Here is a 24,864-nt window from a genome sequence, read left to right as displayed (position 1 = left end):
CTCAGGCGCGGCCAGATGACATTTTTTATAGCAGCATGACCAATACCAACAAGGGCTACCGCGCACTTTCCTTGGTCATCGGTGCCAGCGGCGGCATTGGTTCTGCGCTGCTGGCGCAGTTGCAGGCGGACCCGCGTTATGCGCGGGTGCTGGGTTTGTCGCGCCGCAGCAACCCGGCGCTGGACTTGCTGGATGAAGCCAGCATCACCGCCGCCGCCAGCCACGTCAAAGCCCTGATACACGACCAATCGCTGACGCTGGCACTGGTGGTGGACGCCACCGGCATGTTGCACACCGCGACCCACCAGCCCGAGAAAAGCTGGGCACAGCTGGATGCCACACAGATGGCGCAGGCCTTTGCGGTGAATGCCATTGGCCCTGCGCTGTTGATGAAGCATTTTTTGCCGCTGCTGCCAGCCCAAGGGCCTGCTTGTTTTGCCACGCTGTCGGCCAAGGTGGGCAGCATTGGGGACAACCGGCTGGGTGGCTGGTACAGCTACCGTGCCAGCAAGGCCGCGCTGAACCAGTTGGTGCATACCGCAGCGATTGAACTGCGCCGACGTGCGCCGCAGGCCATTTGTGTGGCGCTGCACCCGGGCACGGTGCACAGCGCCCTGTCGCAACCCTTTGCCAAGACCGGACTCACTGTGCGCCAGCCCGAGGTGGCCGCCGCCGAGTTGCTGGCCACCCTGGCGCAGCTGACGCCGCAAGACTCCGGCGGATTTTTCAGCTACGACGGTGAAGAACTGCCCTGGTAAGCCATAGCCCTTATAGATAAAGGACAGATAGCTACCAAATCAAGAGTGGCTTAGTTGGCGCCGCAGCACTTCTTGTACTTCTTGCCGCTGCCGCACGAGCAGACATCGTTGCGGCCGGGTGTTTCCTCACGGCGCACGGTCTCGACACGTGGACCAAATTGGCGCCAGACTTCGCGCAGGTCGTAGACCGCCCACAAAGCGTCGGCAAAGTCGTTGAGGCGCTGCTCACTCATGGTCGGTTCGCCGTCTTCCTCAAACGCGCCCACGGTGGGCTCGCCAGTGTCGTCTTCGGTCAGGGTGACGATGCATTGCAGCGCGGCGTCGAGCACCTTGGCAGCCTCGCGGTCACGCGGTGCTGCCCACTCTTCGGGCCAGTTCTCTACTGCGTACATGAAGCCGATGGCCCAGATCTGGCCAAAGGAGGGGATCGGTGCATCACCCATCTCGGCGCGCTGCTCGGGGCTCAGCGCGGCAATCGCGCCGCGCAGGTCCATCACCTCGGGCTGGTAGGCACGCTCATCGTCGAGCGCCTCAATCGGGATGTTGAGCGCGGTGGCGACCTCGTTCCAGCGCCGGGTCCAGAGTTCCATGAAACGTTCAAACTGGGCGGTGTCGGCAAACACCGAGGTGCCGCAGGCGCCTTCGGGTTCAATCCCGAGCAGCACCGGCAGGTATTCGGAGGGCAAGATGACCCGGCGGCAGCAGATCAGCGCGGCCAGGAAACCTTCACAAAACTCCCACTGCGGGATTTCGTCGTCGCGGGTGCGCAGGTCGTCCAGGATGGTGTCGAGTTCGTCGAATTGTTCAACGGACAAGGGTTCGCCGGATTCACCGGACAGGTCTTCGATGCGCATGGTGTTCAAGTTTTAAAGTCGGAATGGCCCGATTTTGCCTTGTAACCTGTGCATCACGCAGCCAACATGGCGCTGGCTGGTGTCTAAAAACCATGCCCCAGGCCACCCAGCGGGTGACCCGAGGGCTCAGGACATCAGATGTATTTGTAGTAGCCGTGTTTCATGGCATGGGCGCCACGATGGCGACCCGTGGATACCAGGAAGTTCCAGACAGCGCCGCGCAGTTGGGCCCAGAAGCCGGACGTGGCGGTGGTGATGGATGGCGAAGTGCTGCTTGAAACGTGGTGCAAGCTGAGGGTGTGTGCAACGGACATGGAAAGACCTTTCTAGGTTAAAACTTAAGCCACGAGAAGGTGGACCGAGGGTTTTCCCTAGTAGTTTATCCAGATGAATCATGTATTGACGTAAATCAAAGAATACCCTTGCGAACAGCGTAGGTGAATTCAGGAAAGTGCCGCCGCTGCGCGGATGTGTGATAGCCCCTGCTGGACATCACACAGGGCGGAACTACTGGCTCAGCCCTGCTGATGGTGTGCTGCGGTGCGCAGCGTCTATCAGGTGTTCAAGCTGGCTGGCAGACCCAGCCGCTCTTTATTCGATAGCTTTGAGCACTTTGACCGAAAGGGCTAGAAGTCTTTTTTTCATACAAAGCACGGCTTTGTCCTTGCTCAGCAGACAAGCCTGATGGTCCACCGCAAGGTCAATGAAGATCTGATCGTCGGCATCTTTGCAGACCGCACTGGCGCGTGGCGCCGCAACGTGGATCTGTGCCTGGGCGTCGAACCCGGCCAGCACCTCGGTCGCGCTGATGCCATGGTGCTGCAGGCTTTTGACAATGTACGGATAGGTCAGCACCCGCGCCAGCTCGTCGCGCATGGGCACGGTGGCGATCCATTGCAGGCGGTTCCCCGCCAACTCGGCCTTGAGTGTGAGGGTTGCCGGGTCCTGGAACAGCAGCAGATCGAGCACGATGTTGGTGTCCAACACCACTGGCGCGGCCGCTGGCCCATGCGGGCTCGGTTGGGGTTCAGCGCCTTGGCTCACGCTGCGGGCTTGGGGCTGCGCTCACGCGCGGAGCCGGCCACCATGTCAAAGCGGAACAAACGACACTCGATCGGGCCGTTCCACATCGGCACGCGGCGGGATTCTTTCAGGCGCATCTTGCTGGGCAATTTGAGGTCGGGCGTGAGCATCCAGGCGGTCCAGCCCGAGTAATTTTTCTTCCAGTGGGTGGCGAGCTGGCTGAAGAACTCACCGCCGTTCTCGGTTTGGGGCAGTTCACGGGCGCCAAAACGGCCCTGCTGCAAATCACCGCCCTCGTCTGCGCCACTATCGTCCTCGTAGCTGTCTACCCTGTCGTTATAAGGGTTAGAGGCCTGTTTGGCATGCAAAGGGGCACGTTCCATGCGACCACTGCGGGCCACACCGGCGACCTCAATCCGTTCACCATACGGCGGGTTCAGCAGCATCACACCACCACCGGTCTGGCTCACATCCATCGGCGGCATCCGTTGTAATGCGTCACCCCCCCGGAACTCGATCACCTGGGCGACACCGGCGCGCTCGGCATTGCGCTGGGCAAAGTCGACCATGCGGTGTGCCACATCGCTGCCAAACAGCAGGGGCTTTTGGTCGGCGTCGGGCATCACCACAGCGTCTGAGGCCTCTTGCTTCATGGCTTCCCAGTCAGCCTTGCGGAACGGCAGATATTTCTCGAAGGCAAAACGGCGCTGACCACCCGCGGGCATGTTGCAGGCCATTTGCGCCGCTTCGATCAAGATCGTGCCGCTGCCGCAACACGGGTCGTACAGCGGCTGCAGGTCACCCTCACCGTCGAGCCAGCCGCTGGCGGCGATCATCGCGGCGGCCAGGGTTTCCTTCAAAGGCGCGTCGCCCTTATCCACACGCCAGCCGCGTTTGAACAGCGGTTCACCCGAGGTGTCGATGTACAACGAGCAACTGTCGGTGGTCAGGTGGGCGTAGATGCGCACATCGGGCCACTGGGTGTTGACGTCCGGGCGCACGCCATTGGCCACCGTGCGAAAACGGTCACAGACGGCGTCCTTGATCTTGAGCGCTGCAAAGTTCAGGCTGTTGAGTGGGCTGTGCTGGGCGGTGATCTCGACCTTGATGCTTTCGCGCGGGGTGAACCAGCGCTCCCAGGTGACTTCGCTGGCGGCGCGGTAAAGGTCCTGCTCTGAGCGGTATTCGGTGTAACTCAGCAACACCAGCACGCGCTGCGCCAGGCGGCTGTAGAGATTGAGCAGCATGGCGTGGGCAAAGCCGGTACGCACCGCCACACCACCACGTTGTTTGGTGATGCAGCCGGGCGGCAGCTCGGTGATGCGCAAGACCTCGGTGGCCAGGTAGTCTTCCACGCCAGCGGCGCAGGGCAGGAACAGTTGGAGTTGGTTCATAGGTATTCTTTCCTCAGGGTCGTCGAGGGGATGGCTTCACGCCCCATGCCGCCCCGAGGGCACAGCAGGGTGGCGCCAAAAATGTCACAGCTCCTTGCGCAGCGAGGCCGGGGCGATGCGCAGGCCTTCGCGGTATTTGGCCACGGTGCGCCGGGCGCATTCGATGCCCTGCTCTTTGAGCATGTCGGAGATCTGGTTGTCGGACAGCGGCTTTTTGGGGCTCTCGGCGGCGACAAACTGCTTGATCAGCGCACGCACTGCGGTGCTGGAGGCGTTGCCGCCGGATTCGGTGCCCAGGCCCGAGCCAAAGAAGTATTTGAGCTCAAAAGTGCCGTAAGGCGTGGCCATGTATTTGGCAGTGGTGACGCGGCTGATGGTGGACTCGTGCAGGCCCAGCTCGTCGGCAATTTCGCGCAGCACCAGCGGGCGCATGGCCAGCTCGCCGTGGATGAAGAAGCTTTTTTGCCGCTCCACAATGGCGGTGGACACACGCAGGATGGTGTCGAAACGCTGCTGGATGTTTTTGATGAACCAGCGCGCCTCTTGCAGACGCTGCTGCAAGGCCAGCGCACTGGATGCCTCGCTGCCGCCTGCCTTGTGGCCTTTGAGCGCGTTGGCGTAAATGTCGTGCACGCGCAGGCGCGGCATCACCTCGGGGTTCAGGCGCACGCTGAAGTTGGCGTTGCCACCATTGCCCACCCTGACCACGAGCACATCGGGCACCACCACATTGCGTTCCACATCCACAAAACGCCGCCCGGGTTTGGGCTCCAGGCGGCTGATCAGGGTGATGGCGGCACGCACGGCGGGGTCGCTGGCGCCACACAGGGGCATCAGGTGTTTGATGTCGCGCCGGGCCAGCAGGTCCATCGGCTGGCGGCAGATGGCCAGCGCGACCTTGATCACGTCGGGGTCGAACTCATCGCTGAGATCGGTGTTGCGCTGCAGGGCTTGCAGCTGCAGGCTCAGGCACTCGGCCAGACCACGGGCACCCACGCCAGTCGGCTCCAGGCTTTGCAGCAGGCGCAGGGCCACGGTGAAGTGGTGCACCAGTTGCTCCAACTGCTCCGGGTCATCCTCACCGGCCAGGCCACGCGCCAACTCGTCGAGCGGGTCTTCCAGATAACCGTCGTCGTTGAGTGACTCGATCAGGAAACGCAGCGCGGCACTGTCCTCAGCCCCCAGGCGCAGCGCCAGCGCCTGGCGGTGCAAAAAGCTCTGCAGCGACTCTTGGTTGCGCGCCAGCTCGGTGGCATCCATCTCGTCGTCACCGCTGAGGTTGTTGCCACGGGCGGCGGCCTCACCACCCCACTCACCGTCGTCGGGTGCCATGCTGACGGTGCCATCCCCGTCCCAGTTCGGGATGTCGTCAGACGACACACCGACTTCTTCATGGTCATTTTCGGCCTTGGCCCTTGTATTGTCTGGGTACTCCGCTGCTGAATAAGTAGCAACTTCGGCCTCACGGTCCGCCGCACTGACCGGTGCGTCGGCCTGCGCCAGGCCAAAGGACTCCCGCTCGGCCTCTTCCACATTGCGGTCCAGGAACGGGTTTTCGTCGAGCATCTGGTCGACTTCCTGGCTCAGTTCCTGGGTCGATAGCTGCAGCAGGCGGATCGACTGCTGCAACTGCGGTGTGAGCGCCAGATGCTGCGAGACGCGGAGGGACAGGCCTTGTTTCATGACTGATCAGGGGTCATGTTTTGGCGCCGGGCCGCCCCAAGCCTTCTGAACCGCTTGGCGGTCAGCCCCGGCAGGAAAAACGCGGCCCCCTCGGGGGGCAGCGCAGTACACATCGTGACAAGCGTGGGGGTCATAGCTTCACATGCGGAAATGTTCACCGAGGTACACCCGGCGGACATCAGCGTCGTTGACGATGTCGGCGGGGGTGCCCTGCGCCAGCACGGTGCCGTCGCTGATGATGTAGGCGTGGTCACAAATACCCAGGGTTTCGCGCACATTGTGGTCGGTGATCAGCACGCCGATGCCCCGGTTTTTGAGGAAACTGATGATGCGCTGGATCTCGATCACCGCAATCGGGTCGATACCGGCAAAAGGTTCATCCAGCAGGATAAAACGCGGGTTGGTCGCCAGCGCCCGGGCAATCTCGACCCGGCGGCGTTCACCCCCCGAAAGCGACAAGGCGCTGGACTGGCGCAAATGGTCGACCCGCAGATCTTGCAGCAGCGCAGTCAGGCGTTTTTCAATCTCGTCGTTGCTCAAGCCCTTGCCGCGCTCATCGAGCTGCAACTCCAACACCGCACGCACGTTGTCCTCCACATTGAGGCGGCGAAAAATCGACGCCTCCTGGGGCAGGTAACCCAGCCCAAGACGGGCGCGCCGGTGGATCGGCATGTGTTCAACCGACTGGCCGTCGATGGTGATGTCGCCACCGCTGGCACGCACCAGACCCACAATCATGTAAAACGAGGTGGTCTTGCCCGCACCGTTGGGGCCGAGCAGCCCCACCACCTCACCTTTGCGCACCGACAGCGACACATCCTTGACCACCTTGCGGCTGCCGTAAGACTTTTGCAGGTGGTGGGCTTGCAGGCAGCTGTCTTGTCCACCCGTGTCCGAGGAGCGATGCCTGTCACCGGCGACCGTTGCTGGCGCAGCAGGGGCCATGTCCAGGGGGGTCATGGCTTGCTGCCACCCAGGGTGTTGGTGTCGCGCAAAGGCGTGGACGACGCTGGCGCCGACGCATTGTCCGGGGTTGGCGTCAGCATCGCCTTGACCCGGCCGGCGGGTGCGCCGGGCTGGCCGGTGCTGCTGTTTTTGCCAGCGGCAGGTGCACCATCCAGCGTGAACACGCTGGTGACGTTGTTGTAGACGATCAGGCCACCGTTGAACTCGTCGGCCAGGGTGGCACCCCGGTAACGGCGCAACTGGGCTTTGGAAATGAACTTGACGGTGTCCAGGCGACCGTCGTAGTCGATGGTTTCGCCCTCGCCTTCGATGAACTCATCCACCCCCTCGCGCTTCTGGCGGAAAAACGCCAGTTTGCCGGGCTCGGCGGTGACCACACCGTACTGGAAACCGTCCGGGTCTTGCCGCACATCGAGCCGTGCGCCGCGAATCAGGATGGTACCTTTGGTCAGGACCACCTTGCCGGTGAACACGCTGACCTGACGTGCGTCGTCATAACGCAAAGCGTCAGACTCCACATTCATGGGTTTTTCCTTGTCCGCCTTTTCACCCCAGGCGACAGGAGCCACCAGGACCAAAAGGACCGAGACCAGGCGCGACAAAAGGAAGTTGTTCATAAAGGCACGAATCTTGCATGTTTATGCATGCATTGTAGCGGCCTTGCTGCCCATCGACATCAACCTGCAACGAACCCCCGTGTGGCGCTCAACAAGCGCCGGGCTCAACGTCCCGCGCGGACCTCGGCCACCAGGAAATCCACCACCTGCAGCGCCCGGTCCATGGCCTTGGTCATGGCTCCGTCGGTGTAAAAACGCCCGGCCACGCCGAGCGCAGGCACCCCTTCGACCTCGTAGGCATCCATCAGTTGGCTGGCACGGCGTGCCTTGGCCACCGTGGTGAAGGAGTTGAAGTGGCTGGTAAAGAGCGCCTTGTCCACACCTTGTTTGGCCATCCAGTCGGTGATGGCCGCTTGCTTTGACAGGTCTTGCCGCTCCACATGGATGGCGGCAAACACGCGATCATGCAATTTGGTGGTTAGATCCATCGCCTCCAGGGCGTAAAAAAGCCGCTGTTGTGGCAAGTAGCTGTCCTGAAACGCCACCGGCACACGTTTGAACGCCACGTCTTTGGGCAAACGTTGCGCCCAGCTGTTGAGCACCGGCTCAAACGCGTTGCAGTGTGGGCAGCTGTACCAGAAAAATTCGATCACTTCAATCTTGCCAGCGGGTGCGTCCACCGGTGCGGGCTTGCGCAGCTTGGCATAGTCGGCGCCCGCCTGGGGCACTTTGGCCTGGGCCAACAGCGGGGTGGTGGTCAGGGCAGCGCCAGCCAGGGTGGCAGCGGCACAAAAATCGCGTCTTTTGAGAGGCATGGGCTTCGTTCCTTGTAACAGTGACGCAGTCAGAGCAACACACGCCCCAAAAAGTTCAACGTGCTGCGCGCACCATGGCGGCCTCCAGGCCGGTGGCCTCCAGCTTGGTTTTGGCGACCTCGGCTTCGTCACGACGCTCAAACGGGCCCATACGCACCCGGTAAACGGTGCGCCCGGCTTGTTCACGCTCACTGACCTTGGTCTCCAGTCCGGCCAAAGACAGCTTGGCGCGTTGGCTCTCGGCATCTTCCTGGGTGCGGTAGGCGCCCACCTGCACAAAATACACAAAAGGATCGGCAGCCGCCGACCCAGATACCGCAGCCTTGGCCGCCGACTTGGCTTTGACCAGGTCACCCAGGGGGTCGGCGGTGACCGCAGGCTTGGCAGGCTCGGCATCCGAGGCGGCAGGTTTGGCGGGCACCGGCTCAATCTGCTCGACCGAGGCCGGGCGAGCCGGGTTCTTGCCATACAGCGGGGCGTTCGGGTCCCAGTCCTTGTTTTTCTGCTGCTCGACCGCGTCCTGGTCAGCGGGGCGATTCATGCCTTTGTCCAGGAACGGAACCGGCACTTTGGTGACATACACCGCCACCGCCAGCGCCACGCCCAGCCCAACCACCAAGCCCAGCACAAACCCCAGGAATGTTCCGCCGCGTTGTTGTTTCATGTTTTGCTTTCGCTACCTGTTGTTATTGCGTGATCACATTTTTCGCGGGGCAGCCACACCCAGCACCGCCAGGCCGTTGTGCAGCACCTGCGCGGTGGCCGCCACCAAGGCAAGCCGCGCCAGCTTGACCGCTTCGTCGTCCACCAGGATGCGCTCGGCGTCGTAGTAGCTGTGGTAACAGGCGGCCAATTCACGCAAGTAGAAGGTCACGTCGTGCGGGGCAAATCCGCTGGCGGCGTCACTGAGCATGGCCGGGTACTTGGCCAGCAACAGCATCAGCGCCTGGGCCTGCGGGCTGTCCAGCGGGCTCAAATCCACACCGGCCAGGGTGGTCTCGTCACCGCCCCAACCTGCGAGCACGGAGCAAATGCGTGCATGGGCGTACTGCACGTAATACACCGGGTTGTCGTTGTTCTTGGCCACGGCCAGATCAACATCAAAGGTGTATTCGGTATCGGGCTTGCGGCTCAACAGGAAAAAGCGCACTGCGTCTTTGCTGGTCCACTCGATCAGGTCGCGCAAGGTCACATAACTGCCAGCGCGTTTGCTGATCTTGACCTCTTCACCGCCCTTGACAACGCGCACCATGGTGTGCAACACGTAGTCCGGATAACCTTGCGGGATACCCACATCCGCCGCCTGCAGCCCGGCGCGCACCCGGGCAATCGTACCGTGGTGGTCGGTGCCCTGGATGTTGATCACCTTGGTGTAACCACGTTCCCACTTGGCGATGTGGTAGGCCACATCGGGCACAAAGTAGGTGTAGCTGCCGTCTTTCTTGCGCATGACGCGGTCTTTGTCGTCACCGTAGTCGGTACTTTTGAGCCACAAGGCGCCGTCTTGCTCATAGGTCTTGCCGTTGGCCACCAGTTTGTTGACCGTGGCCTCAACCCGGCCACTGGTGTACAGGCTGGACTCCAGGTAGTACTCGTCAAACTTGAGGTTGAAAGCCTGCAGGTCCTTGTCCTGCTCGTTGCGCAGATAGGCCACGGCAAACTGGCGAATCGAATCCAGGTCATCCACATCACCACTGGCGGTAAACGTGCGGTCGTCGGCCTGAACGGTTTTTTTAGCCAAAAAGTCGTTGGCGATGTCCTGGATGTAGTCGCCGTTGTAGAAGGCCTTGCTGGCGGGGTTGTCGGGGTCGGTCGGCCAGCAGTCGTCTCCGGGCTTGAAACCTTTGGCGCGCAGCTGGGTGCTGTTGGCCAGGGTCTGGATTTGGACACCGGCGTCGTTGTAGTAAAACTCGCGGTGCACCTGGTAGCCCTGGGTGGTGAACAGGTTGCAGATGGCATCACCGAGCGCGGCCTGGCGGCCATGTCCCACATGCAGCGGGCCGGTCGGGTTGGCCGAGACGAACTCCACCAACAACCGTTGACCATTGGACACCTGCGTGCCGTAGCTTTGGGTCTGCGCCAGCACCTCACGCACCACCTGCTGTTTGGCAGCCGGTTTGAGCTTGATGTTGATGAAGCCCGGGCCGGCAATCTCCAGTGCCTCAACCCAGGTCTGGTAGGGCGGCGTGGCCCGCAAGCTGGTACACAGGGTTTCCGCCAACTGGCGCGGGTTGAGTTTGAGGGGTTTGGCCAGTTGCATCGCGGCGGTGGTGGCCAGGTCACCATGTGCCGCCACTTTGGGCGACTCAAACGCGGCACGCGCGCCCGCACCGGGCAAAAGATCTTCCAGCGCTTGGCGCAGGGCTTCAAGGAGTTCGGTTTTGACAGTCAGCATGGGCTGATTTTAGGCGGCAGGCCAAGCTCCCTCTTCCTTGACGCGTGGACCACACTGGGTCACACAGACCTTGGTTGTTTTGGCCAAGCTTCTGTGGTCGAATCGCCCACGGTCATTTCCGCAACAAAGAAAGGTGTTCCGATGAAAACAGTATTGGCAATTCTGGGTTTGGGCTTGGGCTTGGCGTTATCCCTGGGTTCGGTGCAAGCCCAAACCGCGCAGCAAAGCAAGATGACAAGCTGCAACAAAGAAGCCGGTGACAAGGCACTCAAAGGCGATGAGCGCAAGGCCTTCATGAAAGATTGCCTGGGCGCCAAACCTGCAGCAGCAACCTCCGACAAAAAAATAACGCAGCAGGAGAAGATGAAAACCTGCAACAAGGAAGCCGGTGACAAGGCACTCAAAGGCGATGAGCGCAAGGCCTTCATGAAGGACTGCCTGAGCAACAAGGGCTGAGCCCGTTTCAGACGCGAGACCTCACTGGCGCAGGGATTGCTCTAAAAAGAGAGTGTTCTCTCCAACGCCAACGAGGCCGCAGAGGCGTTATAAGCAGATCGGCAGTCACAATTGAAACCGTGGCTGGCGTTGTACAGATGCAGCGCCACCTCGGGGTGCGCCAACCGAAAGGCTTCGACACCTTGCAGCGGAATCGAGGCGTCGTGCTCTGCAAAATGTGCCAGCACCGGCACTTTAGGGCGCCTGGCGATCTCGACCGGCTGTGTCATGCCGCCGCCGTAATACGGCACCGCAGCCGTGATGTGGTCCAGCGCACAAGCTGCGCGCCAAGCCAACAAACCACCCCAGCAATACCCGACCACTGCGACCTTGCCCGAGGGCACCAGGCGAGCCGCATGGTCCACCGTGGCCTGGATGTCGGCCAACACACCGGGCGCGGGAAGCCCTTCGACCTGAGCCTTCAAGGCCACACCTGCTGCGATGTCCTCAGGTGAATAACCCATGTCCACACCCTGCCGAACCCGGTGAAAGGTGGACGGCGCCAGCGCCAGATAACCCTGCGCAGCAAAGCCGTCGGTCACTGAACGGATATGGCGGTTGACACCAAAAATCTCCTGCAACACCACCACGGCGCCGCGCACCGGACCCGTTGGTGTGGCCTGGTACACCGGAAACTGAAAACCGTCGGCGGCGGTCAACTCAAGCAAAGACGTCATGGGCGTTCTCCGATCCAGGGAAACGGCCATTTTCCATGTTTTGCCAAAACGCGCCCCAGCAAACCGAATACGATGGCTGCATGCAAAAAATACTCTTGATCACAGGTGGTTCGCGCGGCATTGGCGCTGCCACCGCGCTGCTGGCGGCACAACACGGTTTTGCTGTGGCCGTCAACTACACCAGAGATACCAACGCGGCTCACGCGGTGGTACAGCAGATTCAAGCCAACGGCGGCACCGCCATCGCGGTGCAGGCTGATGTGGCCCAAGAAGACCAAGTGGTCGCCATGTTTAAGGAAGTGGATGCCAAGCTCGGGCGACTGACAGCGCTGGTGAACAACGCCGGGGTGGTGGACGTGGCCAGCCGGGTCGACAGCATCACGGTGCAGCGCCTGCGCCGCATGTTTGACACCAATGTGCTGGGCAGTTTTGTGTGCGCCCGCGAGGCCATCCAACGCATGAGCACACGTTTTGGCGGCAGCGGCGGCGCCATCGTGAATGTCTCCAGCATCGCCGCCAGTCTAGGCAGTGCTGGTCAGTATGTGGATTACGCGGCCAGCAAAGGGGCCATCGACAGCTTCACCATCGGGTTGGCGCGAGAGCTGGCGCAGGAGGGTATCCGGGTCAATGCGGTGCGCCCCGGCATCATCGATACAAAGATCCACGCCTCAGGCGGCCAGCCCGAGCGCGCCCATCAGCTGGCATCCACGGTGCCGATGCAACGTCCAGGGACAGCACAGGAAATAGCCCAATCCATTGTCTGGCTGCTCTCGGATGCGTCCAGTTACACCACCGGCGCTTTGCTCGACGTGGCAGGTGGACGTTAAGCACTTATTCAAAACCCGCAATACCCACACACCATGGATTTCAAACCCCTCGTCACCCTGCTGGCCATCGTCAACCCGCTGGCCATCGTGCCGTTTTTTATCCACTACACCCAGAACTTTGATGACGAGCAGCGTCGGCGCACGGTCCTGATTTCTGCCTTCAGCTGTTTTGTGGTGATTGCCGTCAGTGCGCTGATGGGCTTGCAGATTCTGAAGTTTTTTGGCATCTCGCTGGCCAGCTTTCAGGTCGGCGGGGGCATGTTGTTGCTGACATCCTCGCTGGCCATGCTCAACGCGCAACCAGCCGAGGCCAAGTCCAACGCCGAGGAAATGCAGGACGCGGCTGCCCGTACCAGCATTGCCGTGGTGCCACTGACCATTCCACTGCTGACCGGCCCAGCCACCATGTCCACCGTGGTGATTTATGCCGACAAGGCCAAAAGTGTGCTGCAACTCACCACACTGGTGGGCTACGGCGTGGTGGTGGCCCTGGCCACCGCGCTGTGTTTTTCTCTGGCAAAACCGATTGCCCGCAGGCTGGGCAAGACCGGCATCAATGTCATGACCCGGCTGATGGGCCTGATTCTGGCGGCGCTGGCGGTGGAGGTGATGTCTGACGGCCTGGTGAAACTGTTTCCCATATTAGGAAAATGACCCAGGGGCTGCAGGCCCATCACACACGGCTGGAATTTCGTTTTTTTGGCTAAAACGCACCACCAAGTCTTTTAAATCAAATACTTACGTTGATTTTGACAAGTGTAATGAAAGATTTACACTTGTATGAAAACACCTGTAACAAACTTAAAATGTATGCAAATGTCCGCTACTTCGGACAAATGTCTACAAGGGGGTTGCGGATGCGTCGACGTACTTTGCTTTCGGCTTCATTGGGTCTGGGTTCATTGGCGGCCTTGGCCTGTCTCGACACGCCCAACGGCGCACGCTCCAATCTGCGGCCCTATTCAGGCTCGGGCAAAGCTTTTGGCACCACCGTGAGCATTGCGCTGTGGCATGACGAGGCCACACAAGCGCAAGCGGCCATCACCGAGGCCTTGGCCCAGGTCAGCCAGGTGGATGCCTTGATGAGCCTGCATCAGGAACACAGCCAGGTCTACCAACTGAATCTGTTGGGGCGCATTGAGAAACCTGACCCCCATCTGGTCAAGGTGCTGACTTATGCCCGACAAATCTCCGAACAGACGGCAGGGGCGTTTGACATCACCGTGCAACCCTTGTGGCGGGTTTTCACACAAGCGCAAGCGCTAGGCGAACTGCCGACACCCGAGGCTGTAGCGAGCGCCAAGGCCCTGGTCAACTGGCAAGGTCTGAGCGTAGGCGGACAACAAGTCAGCCTGGCACAGCCTGGTATGGGCATCACCCTCAACGGTCTGGCGCAGGGGTATGCAGCTGACCTGGCACTGGCGAGTTTGCGTGCGCATGGGATCAGCCACGCCCTGGTCGACACCGGCGAATTTGGTGCACTGGGCCACAAAACGACCGGCTTGCCCTGGGTCCTGGGCATCAAGAACCCGCGACACACCGATGCACTCGCCGCCAAGGCCGCGCTGGATGGTCGCCAATTGGCCACATCAGGCGACTACGAGACCTTTTTCAGCCCGGACCACATCCATCACCATATCTTTGATCCTGCGACCGGAGACTCCCCCACCACCTTGGCCAGCGCCACGGTGCTGGCGCCCACCGGCTTGATGGCCGACGGGCTGTCAACCGCCTTCATGGTGATGGGGGCCAACAAGGCACTGGCACTGGCCCAACAACTGCCACAGGTGGATGCCTTGCTGATCCACAAAAACGGTGCCATCCAGGTCACACCCAATTTCCCGGCGTTGTCTGCCTGAGTGGCGCCCAGGTGAACCTGTTGTTGAACACCCGACTGGAGGACTGACGTTGGAACTCATTGGCACGATTGGTAGCGCAGGGCTTTTCATGGCAACGCTGGGGGTGTTGCTCGCGGGTGTGCTGGCTTTTGCGAATCGTCGGCTGTATGTGTATGAAGACCCTCGGATTGAAGAGGTGGAGAACCTGCTGCCCAAATCCAACTGTGGTGCCTGTGGTCTGGCGGGTTGCCGCAACTTTGCCGAGAAAGTGATTGCTGGCGAGATTGTTCCAGCACAGTGCACGGTGAGCAGTGCAGCGCAGCTTGGCATGATTGCCACGATGCTGGGCGTGGATGCAGGCGACGTTGAGCGCCGTGTGGCGCGCCTAGCCTGTGCCGGGGGCAAACATGTGGCCTACACCCGGGCGCGGTACGCGGGTTTGTCGAGCTGCCGCGCTGCGGCCGTGGTGAGTGGAGGCGGCAAGGAATGTGCCTGGGGTTGCCTGGGGCTGGGCGATTGTGTCAATGTCTGCAAACAAGGTGCCCTGCACCTGGATCGGCATGGCCTGCCAGTGGTGGACCCGCTCAAATGCACAGCATGTAATGACTGTGTGGCTGTCTGCCCCAAAGGTCTGTTCTCTCTTCAGGAACTCAGCCACAAACTCTGGATCGCCTGCCGTAACCGGGCCGATGGTGATGCTGCCCAAGCTGCCTGCGAGGTCGCCTGCACCGCCTGCGGCAAATGTGTGGCGGATGCGCCGCCCGGCCTGCTGACTTTACGCAACAACCTGGTCGAGATCGACGACGACTGGCACGACCAAGCCACCCAACACCTGACCGACCGTTGCCCAACCGGTGCCATCGTTTGGTTTGCCGACCCAGATCATGGGTCGCGAGGACACGCCGCGAAAAAGATCCTGCGCAACGATGCCTTACCCATCAAGCACTGACGCGGCCGCCACCTGCTCAAACTCACAAGGATTCGTCCTTTTACCGGGAACACACCATGCTCAACAAGGTCCTCGATTATTTGAAACGTGACACCCACGCAGCCCACTCAGATCGCCCTGCGGCGAAGTACCCAGGCATCCGTGACGCGGTCGACGGCAACACCGCAGTCATCCACGTCGAACGCGAGGCGTCCGATGCAGCAGGGGCCTACCCGATCACACCCTCTACCCAGATGGGGGAGTACTGGGCCGAGGAGGTTTCTTCAGGGCATCTCAACATCTCAGAACGCCCTCTGATTTTTGTCGAGCCGGAGTCCGAACACGCGGCGGCCGGTGTCACTGCGGGCATGTCGATGACCGGGCTGCGTGCCACCAACTTTTCATCAGGCCAGGGCATTGCGTTCATGCACGAGTCGCTCTACGCCACGGTGGGTAAACGCCTGCCCTATGTGCTCAACATGGGCTGCCGGGCCATCACCAAGGCCAGCCTGAACGTGCATGCCGGGCACGATGATTACCACTGTATCGACGACACTGGGTTTATCCAGGTGATGGCCAAAAACGCCACCGAGGCGGCCGACCTCAATCTGATCGCACGCAAGGTGGCCGAACTCTCGCTGACCCCAGCCATCGTCGGCCAGGATGGGTTCCTGACCACCCACCTGATTGAGTCCGCACGTCTGCCCGAGCGTGAGCTGGTGGCGGAGTTCCTTGGCAAACCGGATGACCTGATCGACACACCCACACCCGCCCAGGCCATGCTGTATGGCCCACAACGCCGCCGTGTACCGGCCATCTGGGATGTGGATGCACCAATGCTGTCAGGCTCGGTCCAAAACCAGGACGCCTACATGCAGTCGGTGGCAGGCCAGCGCCCCTATTTCTTCGACCACATCGCGGCCATGGCCGACCAGTGCATGGCCGAGTACGCGCAGCTCACCGGCCGCAGTTACCAACGTGTGAGTGGCTGGACAAGTGATGATGCGGACTACCTGATCCTCGGCATGGGCAGCATGATCGTGCAGGCCGAGGCAGTGGCCGACTACCTGCGCACCACACGCCAACTCAAAGTCGGGGTGGTCAACCTGAGCATGTTCCGCCCCTTCCCCGGCGACCTGTTGGGCCATGTGTTGCGCGGCAAAAAAGGCGTTGCGGTGTTGGAGCGCACCGACCAGCCCCTGGCGGAAGATCTGCCACTGATGCGCGAAGTCCGCGCCACCCTCTCCAAATGCCAGGAAAACGGCCAGGCTGAGGCCGAACGCAGCAGTTCCAGGGACGGCGCCCTGCCCTATCCCGGTTATGCCAGCCTGGCTGCGGGTGAAATGCCGCGCTTGTACTCCGGCTGTTACGGTCTGGGTTCACGCGATCTGCAGCCTGAGGGCTTGATTGGTGCGTTCGAAAACATGTTGCCGCAGGGCCAACGTCGGCCTTTCTTCTACCTCTCGGTTGATTTCGCCCGCGACCCGCTCAACCCCAAGGATGAGTTGCACCAGGAAGCCTTGCAGGCGGTCTACCCTCGTTTGAGTGAACTCTCAGTGCGTGGCTCGGAAAATCCGAACCTGATGCCCCCGGGAGCCATCACCGTGCGGATGCACTCGATTGGGGGCTGGGGCGCGATCACCACCGGCAAAAACCTGGCCATGACACTGTTTGACCTGCTGGGTTACGAGATCAAGGCCAACCCCAAGTACGGCTCGGAAAAGAAGGGCCAGCCCACCACCTACTACCTGTCGGCTGCACCGGAGCTGATTCGCGTCAACAGCGAATATGTGCACCTGGATGTGGTGTTGTCACCCGACCCGGCGGTGTTTGGCCACTCCAACCCTCTCACTGGGCTCAAAAAAGGCGGCGTCTTCATCATCCAGAGCAATCTGGGTGAGGCCACCTGGGGCGCGTTCCCGCTGTGGGCGCAAAAGCAGATTGTGGAGCAGGAGATTCGTGTTTATTACCTGGATGCGTTCCAGATCGCCCGCGAAGAAGCTGGCAGCGCCGAGCTGATGCTGCGCATGCAGGGCAACGCCTTCCAGGGCGCCTTTTTTGCAGCCTCACCGGTGTGTGCCAACGCGGGGCTGAGTGAAGAGACCCTGTTTCGCGCCATTGAAAAGCAGCTGGAAACCAAGTTCGGTGGCAAAGGCGGCCGGGTAGTGCAAAACAACCTGACCGTGGTCAAACGGGGGTATGTCGAAACCAGGGAGATCACCAGCAAACCTCTGGGCACCAGCCACAAGGCTCTGCCCAAGACCAGCGCCGGGCTGCCGATCATGCTGCTGCGCACACCTGTGGCCGACGCCAAACAATTGCCACCTGTGGCTGATTTGCACCGCTTCTGGGAGCAGACCGGCCACTTTTATGCCACCGGCAAGGGCAACGACAACCTGGTGGACCCCTTCATCGGCGCCTCGCTGGTGCCAGCAGCCACCGGCATCTACCGCGACATGACCGGCATCCGGTTTGAGCACCCGGTCTGGCTCGCCGACCAATGCACCGCCTGCGGCAAGTGTTACACCGTCTGCCCTGACAGCGCCATTCCGGGTCTGGTCAACAGTGTGGCCGAAGTGTTCAACACCGCACTGCAGCGCATCGAGACCGGTGGCACGCCGACCCGTTTCCTGCGGCGCGCGGTTCGGGTTGCGGAGAAAAAACTGCGTGTTTTGATCACGGGGGATGGTGTGGCTGTTCGGCCGCTGATCGACCAGGCCATCGAGGCCACCATTGCAGAGGCCCCAGAAGACGAGCAGCCCAATATGAGCAAGGAGTTTAAGCTACTAAAAACAGAGCTTGGCAACTTCCAGTTTGCCGCCACCAAACCCTATTGGTCACACAAGGAAAAGAAAGCACCCGGTAGCGGTGGGCTGTTCTCGATCACCGTCAACCCACTGACTTGCAAGTCCTGCGCCCTGTGTGTCACCGTGTGCGATGACAAGGCTTTGAAGATGGTGACGCAGACCGAGGCGTCAATCAAGACGCTGCGCCAGGACTGGGATTTCTGGCTGGACCTGCCGACCACACCGAAGGAGTATGGACGCATTGACAGTCTGGACGAAAAAATCGGCGCGCTGGAAACCCTGCTGCTCGACAAAGCCAACTACAACTCGATGAACTGTGGCGACGGCGCCTGCCTGGGGTGTGGCGAGAAGACAGCGATTCACCTGTTCACCTCTGCCGCTGCGGCACTGATGCAGCCTCGTGTGCGTGATTACGTGGCTCGACTTGACTTGCTCATTGTGAGTCTGGAACAGCACATGCGTAACCGTCTGGCCGATGCAATTGATCTGTCGGACGCCAGCGCCGTGGTGTCTGCCGTCAATGCCAGCAGCAGCCAGGACCTGACTTTGTCGACCCTGGCGGCCAGCCTGTCGGCCAACAAACCTTCACAACCGCTTGATCCAGCCTGGATCAAACGCACCGCTCAGTTGCTGGACAAACTCAAGGACCTGCGCTGGCGCTACGTCGAGGGCCCCAGCAAACGAGGCCGCGCCGACATGGGCCTGGTCAACTCCACCGGGTGCACATCGGTCTGGGGGTCGACCTACCCCTACCACCCCTATCCGTTTCCGTGGACATCACACCTGTTCCAGGATTCACCCTCGGTGGCCATGGGTCTGTTTGAGGGGCACATGGCGAAGATGGCCGAGGGTTTCAAGGCGGTGCGCATCGCCGATATGGAGCTCAAGGGCGAGTACATCCATGAGCGCGATGCCGACTTCTTCAAACGTTTTGACTGGCCCCAGTTCAGCGATGACGAGTGGCATATGTGCCCACCCGTCGTGAGCCTGGGTGGTGACGGCGCCATGTACGACATCGGGTTCCAGAATCTGTCGCGGGCCATGATGTCGGGTAAACCCATCAAGGTGCTGGTGGTGGACACCCAGGTGTATTCGAACACCGGTGGCCAGGCCTGCACCTCAGGCTTCATCAGCCAGGTGTCTGACATGGCGCCTTTCGGCAAAGCCATGCATGGCAAAACCGAGATCCGCAAGGAGATGAGTGTCATCGCCATGGCACACCGCACATCCTTCGTGTTGCAAAGCACCATCGCCCACGTCAATCACCTGCTGGAGGGCTACATCGACGGCCTCAACTCGCGGCGACCGGCTTTGTTCAACATCTATGCGGTTTGCCCGCCTGAACATGGGGTGGGTGATGACAAGAGTGTGGCCCAAAGCAAGCTGGCGGTGGAAAGCCGGGCCTACCCCTTGTTCCGCTTCGACCCGGACGCGGGTATCACTTTTTCGGAAAGCATCAGCTTGGAAGGCAACCCTGCCATCGAGTCTGACTGGCCAAGTTATTCGCTGGAATACCTTGACGAGAGTGGTCAGAAGCAGCGCATGGATCTGCCTGTGACCTTTGCCGACTTTGCAGCGACGGAAGGCCGTTTCAGCAAGCAGTTCCGTAAAGCGCCTGCAGAAACCTGGAACGACGCCATGTTGCCGCTGGCTGACTTGCTGGCTTTGCCGCAGGACGAACGCGAGGGCAAGTTCCCCTACATCTGGGCCACAGACAGCAAGAACCACCTGATGCGGCTGCTGGTGTCCAAGGAACTGGTGCTCGCCTGTGAAGAGCGGCAGAACTTCTGGCAACAGCTCAAGGACATCGCCGGTTTGTCCAGGCGCGCATCGGAGGTGGATACCCAGGCCGTCACCGAACGTGTGCGCGCCGAGTTGATAGAAAAGATCACGAACAGCCTGACCCTCCCCGGCAGCCAAACTGCCCCTCTTGCACCAGTGCTGGATACCCATGCCACCGTCGCACCCGTTCCTGGCGGTGGTTATGAAGCATGCTGGGTGGACACGCCTGAATGCACGGCTTGCGACGAATGCACCTCCCTGGCACCCAAGGTATTTGCCTACAACGACCAAAAACAAGTGGTTGTGCTCAACCCCAAAGGCGCGAAATTCAAGGATTTGGTCAAAGCCGCAGAAAAATGCACGGCAGGCTGTCTGCATCCGGGTACCGCCTGGGACATGACCGAAGCTGGCGTCGACAAATTGTTGGCACGCGCGGCCAAATACAACTGACAGACCGAACCACCCAAGTTATGAAGTTCCTCAACTTCCTGCGTGGTGAGACGTTTGCGCGCGGCATCCATCCGCCGCAAAACAAACACACGGCCCACACGCCGATCCGCCGCCTGCCCTTTGCTCCCCAGCTGGTGGTCCCGCTGTCGCAGCACATTGGCAAAGCGCCTCGCCCCATTGTTCAGGTGGGGCAAGAGGTGGTGCGGGGTCAGCCGATTGCCAAAGGTGAGGACTGGCTGTCGGTGCCACACCACGCGCCGGCAACCGGTGTGGTGGAAGCCATTGAACTGCGACCCAGCGCACGCGGACCTTGGACCGAGTCGATTGTCATCCGCCCTTATGCCGGAGCCACGCAGGAGGATCTGTGGGGCATGCCGCGTGACACCAGCGTCATGGATGGCCCGGAGATTCTGCAAGCCGTCTGGGACAGCGGCTTGGTGGGCCTGGGCGGTGCAGCCTTTCCGACCCACGCCAAGCTGATGGTGCCCAAACAGGCCAAAGTCCACACGCTGGTGGTCAACGGTTGTGAATGTGAACCGTACCTGACCTGTGACCACCGCGTGATGCTGGAAAACACCCGCGAACTGATCCTGGGGATGCAGCTGGCCATGCGCGCGACGGGCGCGGTGCGCGGCATCGTTGGGGTTGAGGACAACAAACCGGATGCGGTTGCGGCCATCCAGTCGGTGATCGACGCTGCCCACATTGACAACATTTTTGTGGAAGCGGTGCCGACCAAGTACCCGCAAGGCTCCGAGAAGATGTTGCTCATGGCACTGTTTGGTGTCGAGATTCCCTCTGGTGCGCTGCCGGTGTCCCTGGGCATGGTGATGAACAATGTCGGCACCCTGGCGGCTCTGGGGCAGCTGCTGCCTGCCGGTCAGGGGCTGACCGAGCGTGTGGTGACCATCGCCGGGCCGGGCGTCAGCCGACCAGGGGACTACCGGGTGCCACTTGGCACACCCATCTCCTTTGTTCTTGAATGGGCGGGGGCGTCAGCACAACAGTCCAGCCATGCGCCCAGCGCCTGCCAGCTGGTGCTGGGTGGCCCCATGATGGGGCAGGCCGTGGCCTCACTCGACACCCCCATCACCAAGGGGGTGTCAGGCATCCTGGTTTTTCATCCGGAGGACATGGCCGACCGCGATGGCCGCCGCACCTTCCCCTGCATCAAATGCGGCGAGTGTGTTGAATCGTGCCCGATGGGTCTCAACCCCTCGGCCTTGGGCATGCTAGCCGCCAAACGTGAGTACGAATTGATGGGGCAGCGTTACCACCTGGGTGACTGTTTTGAGTGCGGCTGCTGCACCTATGTGTGCCCGTCCAACATCCCGCTAGTCCAGCAATTTCGCATCGCCAAACAGGTGCTGCGTGAAAAGGCGAGCGCCTTATGAGTACCGCTATCGAAATCCGCAGTGCCCCGCACATCAAGGCGCCACGCACCGTGGAGCAGATCATGCGCAACGTGGTCGGCTCCTTGCTGCCCGTGTGTGCCTTTTTTGTCTACCAATACGGTGTCTCGGCACTGGCGTCCCTGTTGTGTGTAACAGCGGCCTGCCTGTTCACCGAGCGCTTGTTTGTCAAGACCGGCACCCAGTCGGGTTCATTGTCTGACTGGTCTGCTGTCATCACAGGCTTGCTGCTGGCATTGACGCTTCCGCCGGGTTTCCCACTATGGATGGGTTGTGTGGCGGGTGTGGTTGCCATCGCGCTGGGCAAGGCCCTGTTTGGCGGTATCGGCTTCAATGTGTTCAACCCGGCGCTGGTGGGACGGGCTTTTGTCCAGGCGGCCTTTCCCGTGGCCATTGCCAGCTACACACCGTCGTTCCTGCCCGGTCGTTTCGTCAACTTCATCCCAAGTACGCTGGCCTGGCCCATGATGCAACCACCGGATACCACGGCCTGGTTGCACAACATGCAGATCGACGGACTCAGCGGAGCCACCCCCCTGGCCAAATGGAAGTTCGACGGCCTGATGGTGCTGCCGCAGGATTTGCTCTCGTCTTTGGCTGGCCACATGGCCGTGGGGCCATCGCCCCTGCTGATCCTGGCCTGTGGTGCCTATCTGGCTCTGCGACGGTTCATGGACTGGCGCATCCCGGTTGCCATTCTGGGCAGCGCAGGCCTCACCGCCTGGATGCTGTATGGCCTGGACCCGGTGCGTTACCCCAACCCGTTTTTCATGATGTTTTCCGGTGGTCTGATGCTGGGGGCAATTTACATGGCCACCGACATGGCGACATCACCGGTCACACCGCGCGGCATGTGGGTTTACGGTGCCTTGATTGGTGTGTTGACCGTGGTGATTCGCTACTACAGCGGTTTGCCCGAAGGGGTGATGTACGCCATCCTCATCAGCAATGCCGCCACGCCGCTGATTGAGCGCATCACCCAACCGACGCCGTTTGGCAAATCCGGTTTGCTGCAACCCAAACGCGGTGCCAGCTACCCCTTGCACCCGGAGTACATCTCGCGTGAGGAAGCCAATGCCGTCACACCCAAAAAGCGCTTGTTGAAAAACAAACCCAAGCCATGAACACACCGCACACACCGGCCATCCCCCCGTCAGTGGCGCAAACACCTACCCGCGCCATGGTGCTCACCCTGGGGTTGGTCGCCGCCATTTGCGGCCTGATCATTGTGAGCGCCTACGAAGGCAGCCTGTCTGCGGTGCGTGACAACCGTCGGGTCGCGCTGGAGCGCGCCATTTCCAAAGTATTGCCTGGCGCCCATCAGACCATCTCCTACCTGGCCCTGTCCAACGGCGCCATTGAGCCCGCCAACAGCGATGACACACCGGTCGGCGCTTTGCGTTTTCATGCGGCCTATGACACCACCGGGCGCCTGATGGGCATCGCCGCCGAAGGCTCGGCCAAAGGTTATGCCGACACAGTGCGTATCCTCTTTGGGTACTCGCCACCCTGTGCCTGTGTGGTTGGCATCGGTGTGATCAGCATGCGCGAGACACCCGGCATTGGTGACAAGATCCTCACCGACACGGCCTTCCTGGCTAACTTCAAGTCACTTGACACAAGGCTCAACGGCGAACTCAAGGCTTTGGCCAACGAAGTCAAAACGGTCAAACACGGCACCAAAACTCAAGCGTGGCAGGTGGACGCCATCTCTGGCGCAACCATCACCTCCCGTGCTGTTGGCCGCGCCATCAACGACGCAGCACAGGCGCTGTTGCCGCGCCTTGTTCCCAAAATCGACCAGATTCAGAAGGCACCATGAACGCACCCATCGCACCCAACACGGTCTCCTCATGGGACAACCTGCTCGAAGGTCTCTGGCGGCAGAACCCGGTTTTTGTCATGATGCTCGGCATGTGTCCCACGCTGGCGGTCACGGTATCTGCCATGAATGCACTGTCGATGGGCTTGGCCACCACGCTGGTACTGGTCGCGTCTTGTGGTCTGGTCTCGATGTTGCGCCACATCGTGCCCAAAGAAGTCCGGATCGCCACGTACATCGTGATCATCGCCACCTTTGTGACGGCGGTCGACTATGGCATCCAGGCCGTCAGTCTCACCCTCTACGATGCGCTGGGCGCTTTCATCCAGCTGATTGTGGTCAATTGCATCATTCTGGGTCGTGCCGAGGCGCACGCGTCCAAAAACCCACCCACCACCGCGATGCTCAACGCCCTGGGCATGGGTGCAGGGTTCACGCTCGGCTTGCTGGCGCTGGGCACCGTGCGCGAGATCTTGGGTGCAGGCGCCTTGTTTGGCGTGTCGCTGTTCGGCGCCAGCTTTCAGCCTTGGGTGGTGATGGTCTTGCCGCCGGGCGGCTTTTTTGTACTGGGTGGGTGGCTGCTGGTGTTTGCATGGTGGAAAAAGCGCCAGCCAAAGGTCTCGGCCAAGCCGAGCACAAACTCACAAGGAGCCTGACGATGGCACACGAATCAAGCTTCCAGATTTTCATAGGTGCCCTGCTCGCCAACAACTTCGTGCTGGCGATGTTCCTCGGTCTGTGTCCCTTTTTGGGGGTTTCCGGCAAGTTGGACACGGCTTTCCCGATGGGGGTGGCCACCACCTTCGTGATGGCGGTTGCAGCCTTGTGCGCCTATGGGCTGAACTGGTTGCTGGGTGTGATGCACCTGGAGTTTTTGCGCCTGATCGCCTATATCGTTGTCATTGCCTCGGCCGTGCAGCTGGTGGAGATGGTGCTCAAGAAACACAGCCCGGTGTTGTTTCGGGCGTTGGGCATCTACCTGCCGCTGATCACCACCAATTGTGCGGTGCTGGGCGTGGCGCTGATCCAGACTGCGCGTGACTACACCCTGTTGCAGTCGATGGCTTTTGCCATCGGAGGTGGCGCCGGTTTCACCCTGGCTTTGGTCTTGATGGCGGGCTTGCGAGAACGGGTCCAATTGGTTGAAGTGCCTGACATCGCCCAGGGTGCGGCCGTGGTGTTGATGATGGCGGGCATCCTGTCTCTGTCGTTCATGGGTTTTGCCGGCCTCGGGGGCTAAGCATGTTGACACACTTTCTGAGCAGCTTTGCTGCGTTGCTGTTGTTGCTGGCGGCGTGGATCACGGTACAGGCGGTGGCACGTCGGTTTGCACAACAACACCCTGAATGCGGCCCTTACCAAGAAGCGGGGGGGGGCTGTG

Annotated in this window: 23 protein-coding genes; 12 read left to right on the top strand and 11 right to left on the bottom strand. The window is 60.9% G+C overall.

The annotated features are described in order from the left end of the window. Positions 1-35: 35 nt before the first annotated feature. Positions 36-758, top strand: coding sequence for an SDR family NAD(P)-dependent oxidoreductase (locus tag FDG13_RS13640; RefSeq protein ID WP_180128810.1), 723 nt, complete (start codon positions 36-38; stop codon positions 756-758). A 50-nt stretch (positions 759-808) separates the two neighbouring features. On the opposite strand, the gene FDG13_RS13635 is transcribed toward FDG13_RS13640, so the two are convergent. From FDG13_RS13635 to argS, 10 genes are all read right to left on the bottom strand, one after another. After that, the gene (locus tag FDG13_RS13635; RefSeq protein ID WP_180128806.1) at positions 809-1,612 is read right to left on the bottom strand and encodes a YecA family protein; all 804 of its coding nucleotides are present in this window, start codon (positions 1,610-1,612) and stop codon (positions 809-811) included. A 134-nt stretch (positions 1,613-1,746) separates the two neighbouring features. Next, entirely contained in the window at positions 1,747-1,926 is a 180-nt protein-coding gene (locus FDG13_RS13630) for a hypothetical protein (RefSeq protein WP_180128802.1), read from the bottom strand. 277 nt (positions 1,927-2,203) lie between these two features. Next, a complete protein-coding gene (locus FDG13_RS13625) occupies positions 2,204-2,656 on the bottom strand; it encodes a putative toxin-antitoxin system toxin component, PIN family (RefSeq protein WP_180128800.1) in 453 nt (150 codons plus the stop codon). Then, positions 2,653-4,029: a class I SAM-dependent RNA methyltransferase gene (locus FDG13_RS13620; protein ID WP_180128797.1), complete on the bottom strand. Its 1,377-nt coding sequence runs from the start codon at positions 4,027-4,029 to the stop codon at positions 2,653-2,655. The genes FDG13_RS13625 and FDG13_RS13620 overlap by 4 nt, the downstream gene beginning before the upstream one ends. 84 nt (positions 4,030-4,113) lie before the next feature. Beyond that, positions 4,114-5,712 (bottom strand): RNA polymerase factor sigma-54, encoded by a 1,599-nt coding sequence (gene rpoN, locus FDG13_RS13615; protein ID WP_180128790.1) that lies wholly within the window; start codon positions 5,710-5,712, stop codon positions 4,114-4,116. Positions 5,713-5,850: 138 nt separating this feature from the next. Continuing rightward, positions 5,851-6,657, bottom strand: a complete 807-nt coding sequence (gene lptB / locus FDG13_RS13610) for an LPS export ABC transporter ATP-binding protein (protein ID WP_078366841.1) — start codon at positions 6,655-6,657, stop codon at positions 5,851-5,853. A gap of 11 nt (positions 6,658-6,668) precedes the next feature. Beyond that, positions 6,669-7,295, bottom strand: a complete 627-nt coding sequence (gene lptA, locus FDG13_RS13605) for a lipopolysaccharide transport periplasmic protein LptA (protein WP_180128786.1) — start codon at positions 7,293-7,295, stop codon at positions 6,669-6,671. 104 nt (positions 7,296-7,399) lie between these two features. Then, positions 7,400-8,050 carry a thiol:disulfide interchange protein DsbA/DsbL gene (locus FDG13_RS13600; protein WP_180128781.1) on the bottom strand — a complete coding sequence of 217 codons (651 nt, stop codon included), beginning with the start codon at positions 8,048-8,050 and terminating at the stop codon, positions 7,400-7,402. A 55-nt stretch (positions 8,051-8,105) separates the two neighbouring features. Then, positions 8,106-8,714 carry an SPOR domain-containing protein gene (locus tag FDG13_RS13595; RefSeq protein ID WP_180128778.1) on the bottom strand — a complete coding sequence of 203 codons (609 nt, stop codon included), beginning with the start codon at positions 8,712-8,714 and terminating at the stop codon, positions 8,106-8,108. A gap of 33 nt (positions 8,715-8,747) precedes the next feature. Next, a complete protein-coding gene (argS, locus tag FDG13_RS13590) occupies positions 8,748-10,445 on the bottom strand; it encodes an arginine--tRNA ligase (RefSeq protein ID WP_180128774.1) in 1,698 nt (565 codons plus the stop codon). A 141-nt stretch (positions 10,446-10,586) separates the two neighbouring features. Between argS and FDG13_RS13585 the strand changes: the two genes are divergently transcribed. Continuing rightward, positions 10,587-10,901, top strand: coding sequence for a PsiF family protein (locus FDG13_RS13585; RefSeq protein ID WP_180128772.1), 315 nt, complete (start codon positions 10,587-10,589; stop codon positions 10,899-10,901). Positions 10,902-10,942: 41 nt separating this feature from the next. On the opposite strand, the gene FDG13_RS13580 is transcribed toward FDG13_RS13585, so the two are convergent. Continuing rightward, positions 10,943-11,617: a dienelactone hydrolase family protein gene (locus FDG13_RS13580; protein ID WP_180128769.1), complete on the bottom strand. Its 675-nt coding sequence runs from the start codon at positions 11,615-11,617 to the stop codon at positions 10,943-10,945. An 80-nt stretch (positions 11,618-11,697) separates the two neighbouring features. On the opposite strand from FDG13_RS13580, the gene FDG13_RS13575 reads away from it, so the two are divergent. The 10 genes from FDG13_RS13575 to FDG13_RS13530 all read left to right on the top strand — a co-directional run bounded on the left by FDG13_RS13575 (position 11,698) and on the right by FDG13_RS13530 (position 24,723). Continuing rightward, on the top strand, positions 11,698-12,444 hold the full coding sequence (locus FDG13_RS13575; RefSeq protein WP_180128766.1) for an SDR family oxidoreductase: 747 nt from the start codon (positions 11,698-11,700) through the stop codon (positions 12,442-12,444). Positions 12,445-12,477: 33 nt separating this feature from the next. Beyond that, on the top strand, positions 12,478-13,098 hold the full coding sequence (locus tag FDG13_RS13570; protein ID WP_180128761.1) for a MarC family protein: 621 nt from the start codon (positions 12,478-12,480) through the stop codon (positions 13,096-13,098). 203 nt (positions 13,099-13,301) lie between these two features. Continuing rightward, positions 13,302-14,303: an FAD:protein FMN transferase gene (locus FDG13_RS13565; RefSeq protein WP_180128758.1), complete on the top strand. Its 1,002-nt coding sequence runs from the start codon at positions 13,302-13,304 to the stop codon at positions 14,301-14,303. A 49-nt stretch (positions 14,304-14,352) separates the two neighbouring features. Continuing rightward, complete coding sequence (locus FDG13_RS13560; protein WP_218942729.1) at positions 14,353-15,231, top strand: (Fe-S)-binding protein; 879 nt, start codon at positions 14,353-14,355, stop codon at positions 15,229-15,231. A gap of 56 nt (positions 15,232-15,287) precedes the next feature. Next, on the top strand, positions 15,288-20,249 hold the full coding sequence (locus FDG13_RS13555; RefSeq protein WP_180128754.1) for a 2-oxoacid:acceptor oxidoreductase family protein: 4,962 nt from the start codon (positions 15,288-15,290) through the stop codon (positions 20,247-20,249). 20 nt (positions 20,250-20,269) lie between these two features. Beyond that, complete coding sequence (gene rsxC, locus FDG13_RS13550) at positions 20,270-21,643, top strand: electron transport complex subunit RsxC (RefSeq protein ID WP_180128751.1); 1,374 nt, start codon at positions 20,270-20,272, stop codon at positions 21,641-21,643. Continuing rightward, entirely contained in the window at positions 21,640-22,785 is a 1,146-nt protein-coding gene (locus tag FDG13_RS13545; protein ID WP_180128748.1) for an RnfABCDGE type electron transport complex subunit D, read from the top strand. The genes rsxC and FDG13_RS13545 overlap by 4 nt, the downstream gene beginning before the upstream one ends. Then, on the top strand, positions 22,782-23,483 hold the full coding sequence (locus FDG13_RS13540) for an FMN-binding protein (protein ID WP_255435252.1): 702 nt from the start codon (positions 22,782-22,784) through the stop codon (positions 23,481-23,483). Before FDG13_RS13545 ends, FDG13_RS13540 begins: the two co-directional genes overlap by 4 nt. After that, complete coding sequence (gene rsxE, locus FDG13_RS13535; protein ID WP_180128745.1) at positions 23,480-24,139, top strand: electron transport complex subunit RsxE; 660 nt, start codon at positions 23,480-23,482, stop codon at positions 24,137-24,139. Before FDG13_RS13540 ends, rsxE begins: the two co-directional genes overlap by 4 nt. Before the next feature lie 2 nt (positions 24,140-24,141). Continuing rightward, positions 24,142-24,723 carry an electron transport complex protein RnfA gene (locus tag FDG13_RS13530; RefSeq protein WP_180128741.1) on the top strand — a complete coding sequence of 194 codons (582 nt, stop codon included), beginning with the start codon at positions 24,142-24,144 and terminating at the stop codon, positions 24,721-24,723. Positions 24,724-24,864: the final 141 nt, after the last annotated feature.

This window comes from Rhodoferax sp. BLA1 (genome assembly GCF_013416775.1).
Lineage (GTDB): Bacteria > Pseudomonadota > Gammaproteobacteria > Burkholderiales > Burkholderiaceae_C > Rhodoferax.
This window is presented reverse-complemented; position numbering and strand designations above follow the sequence as displayed.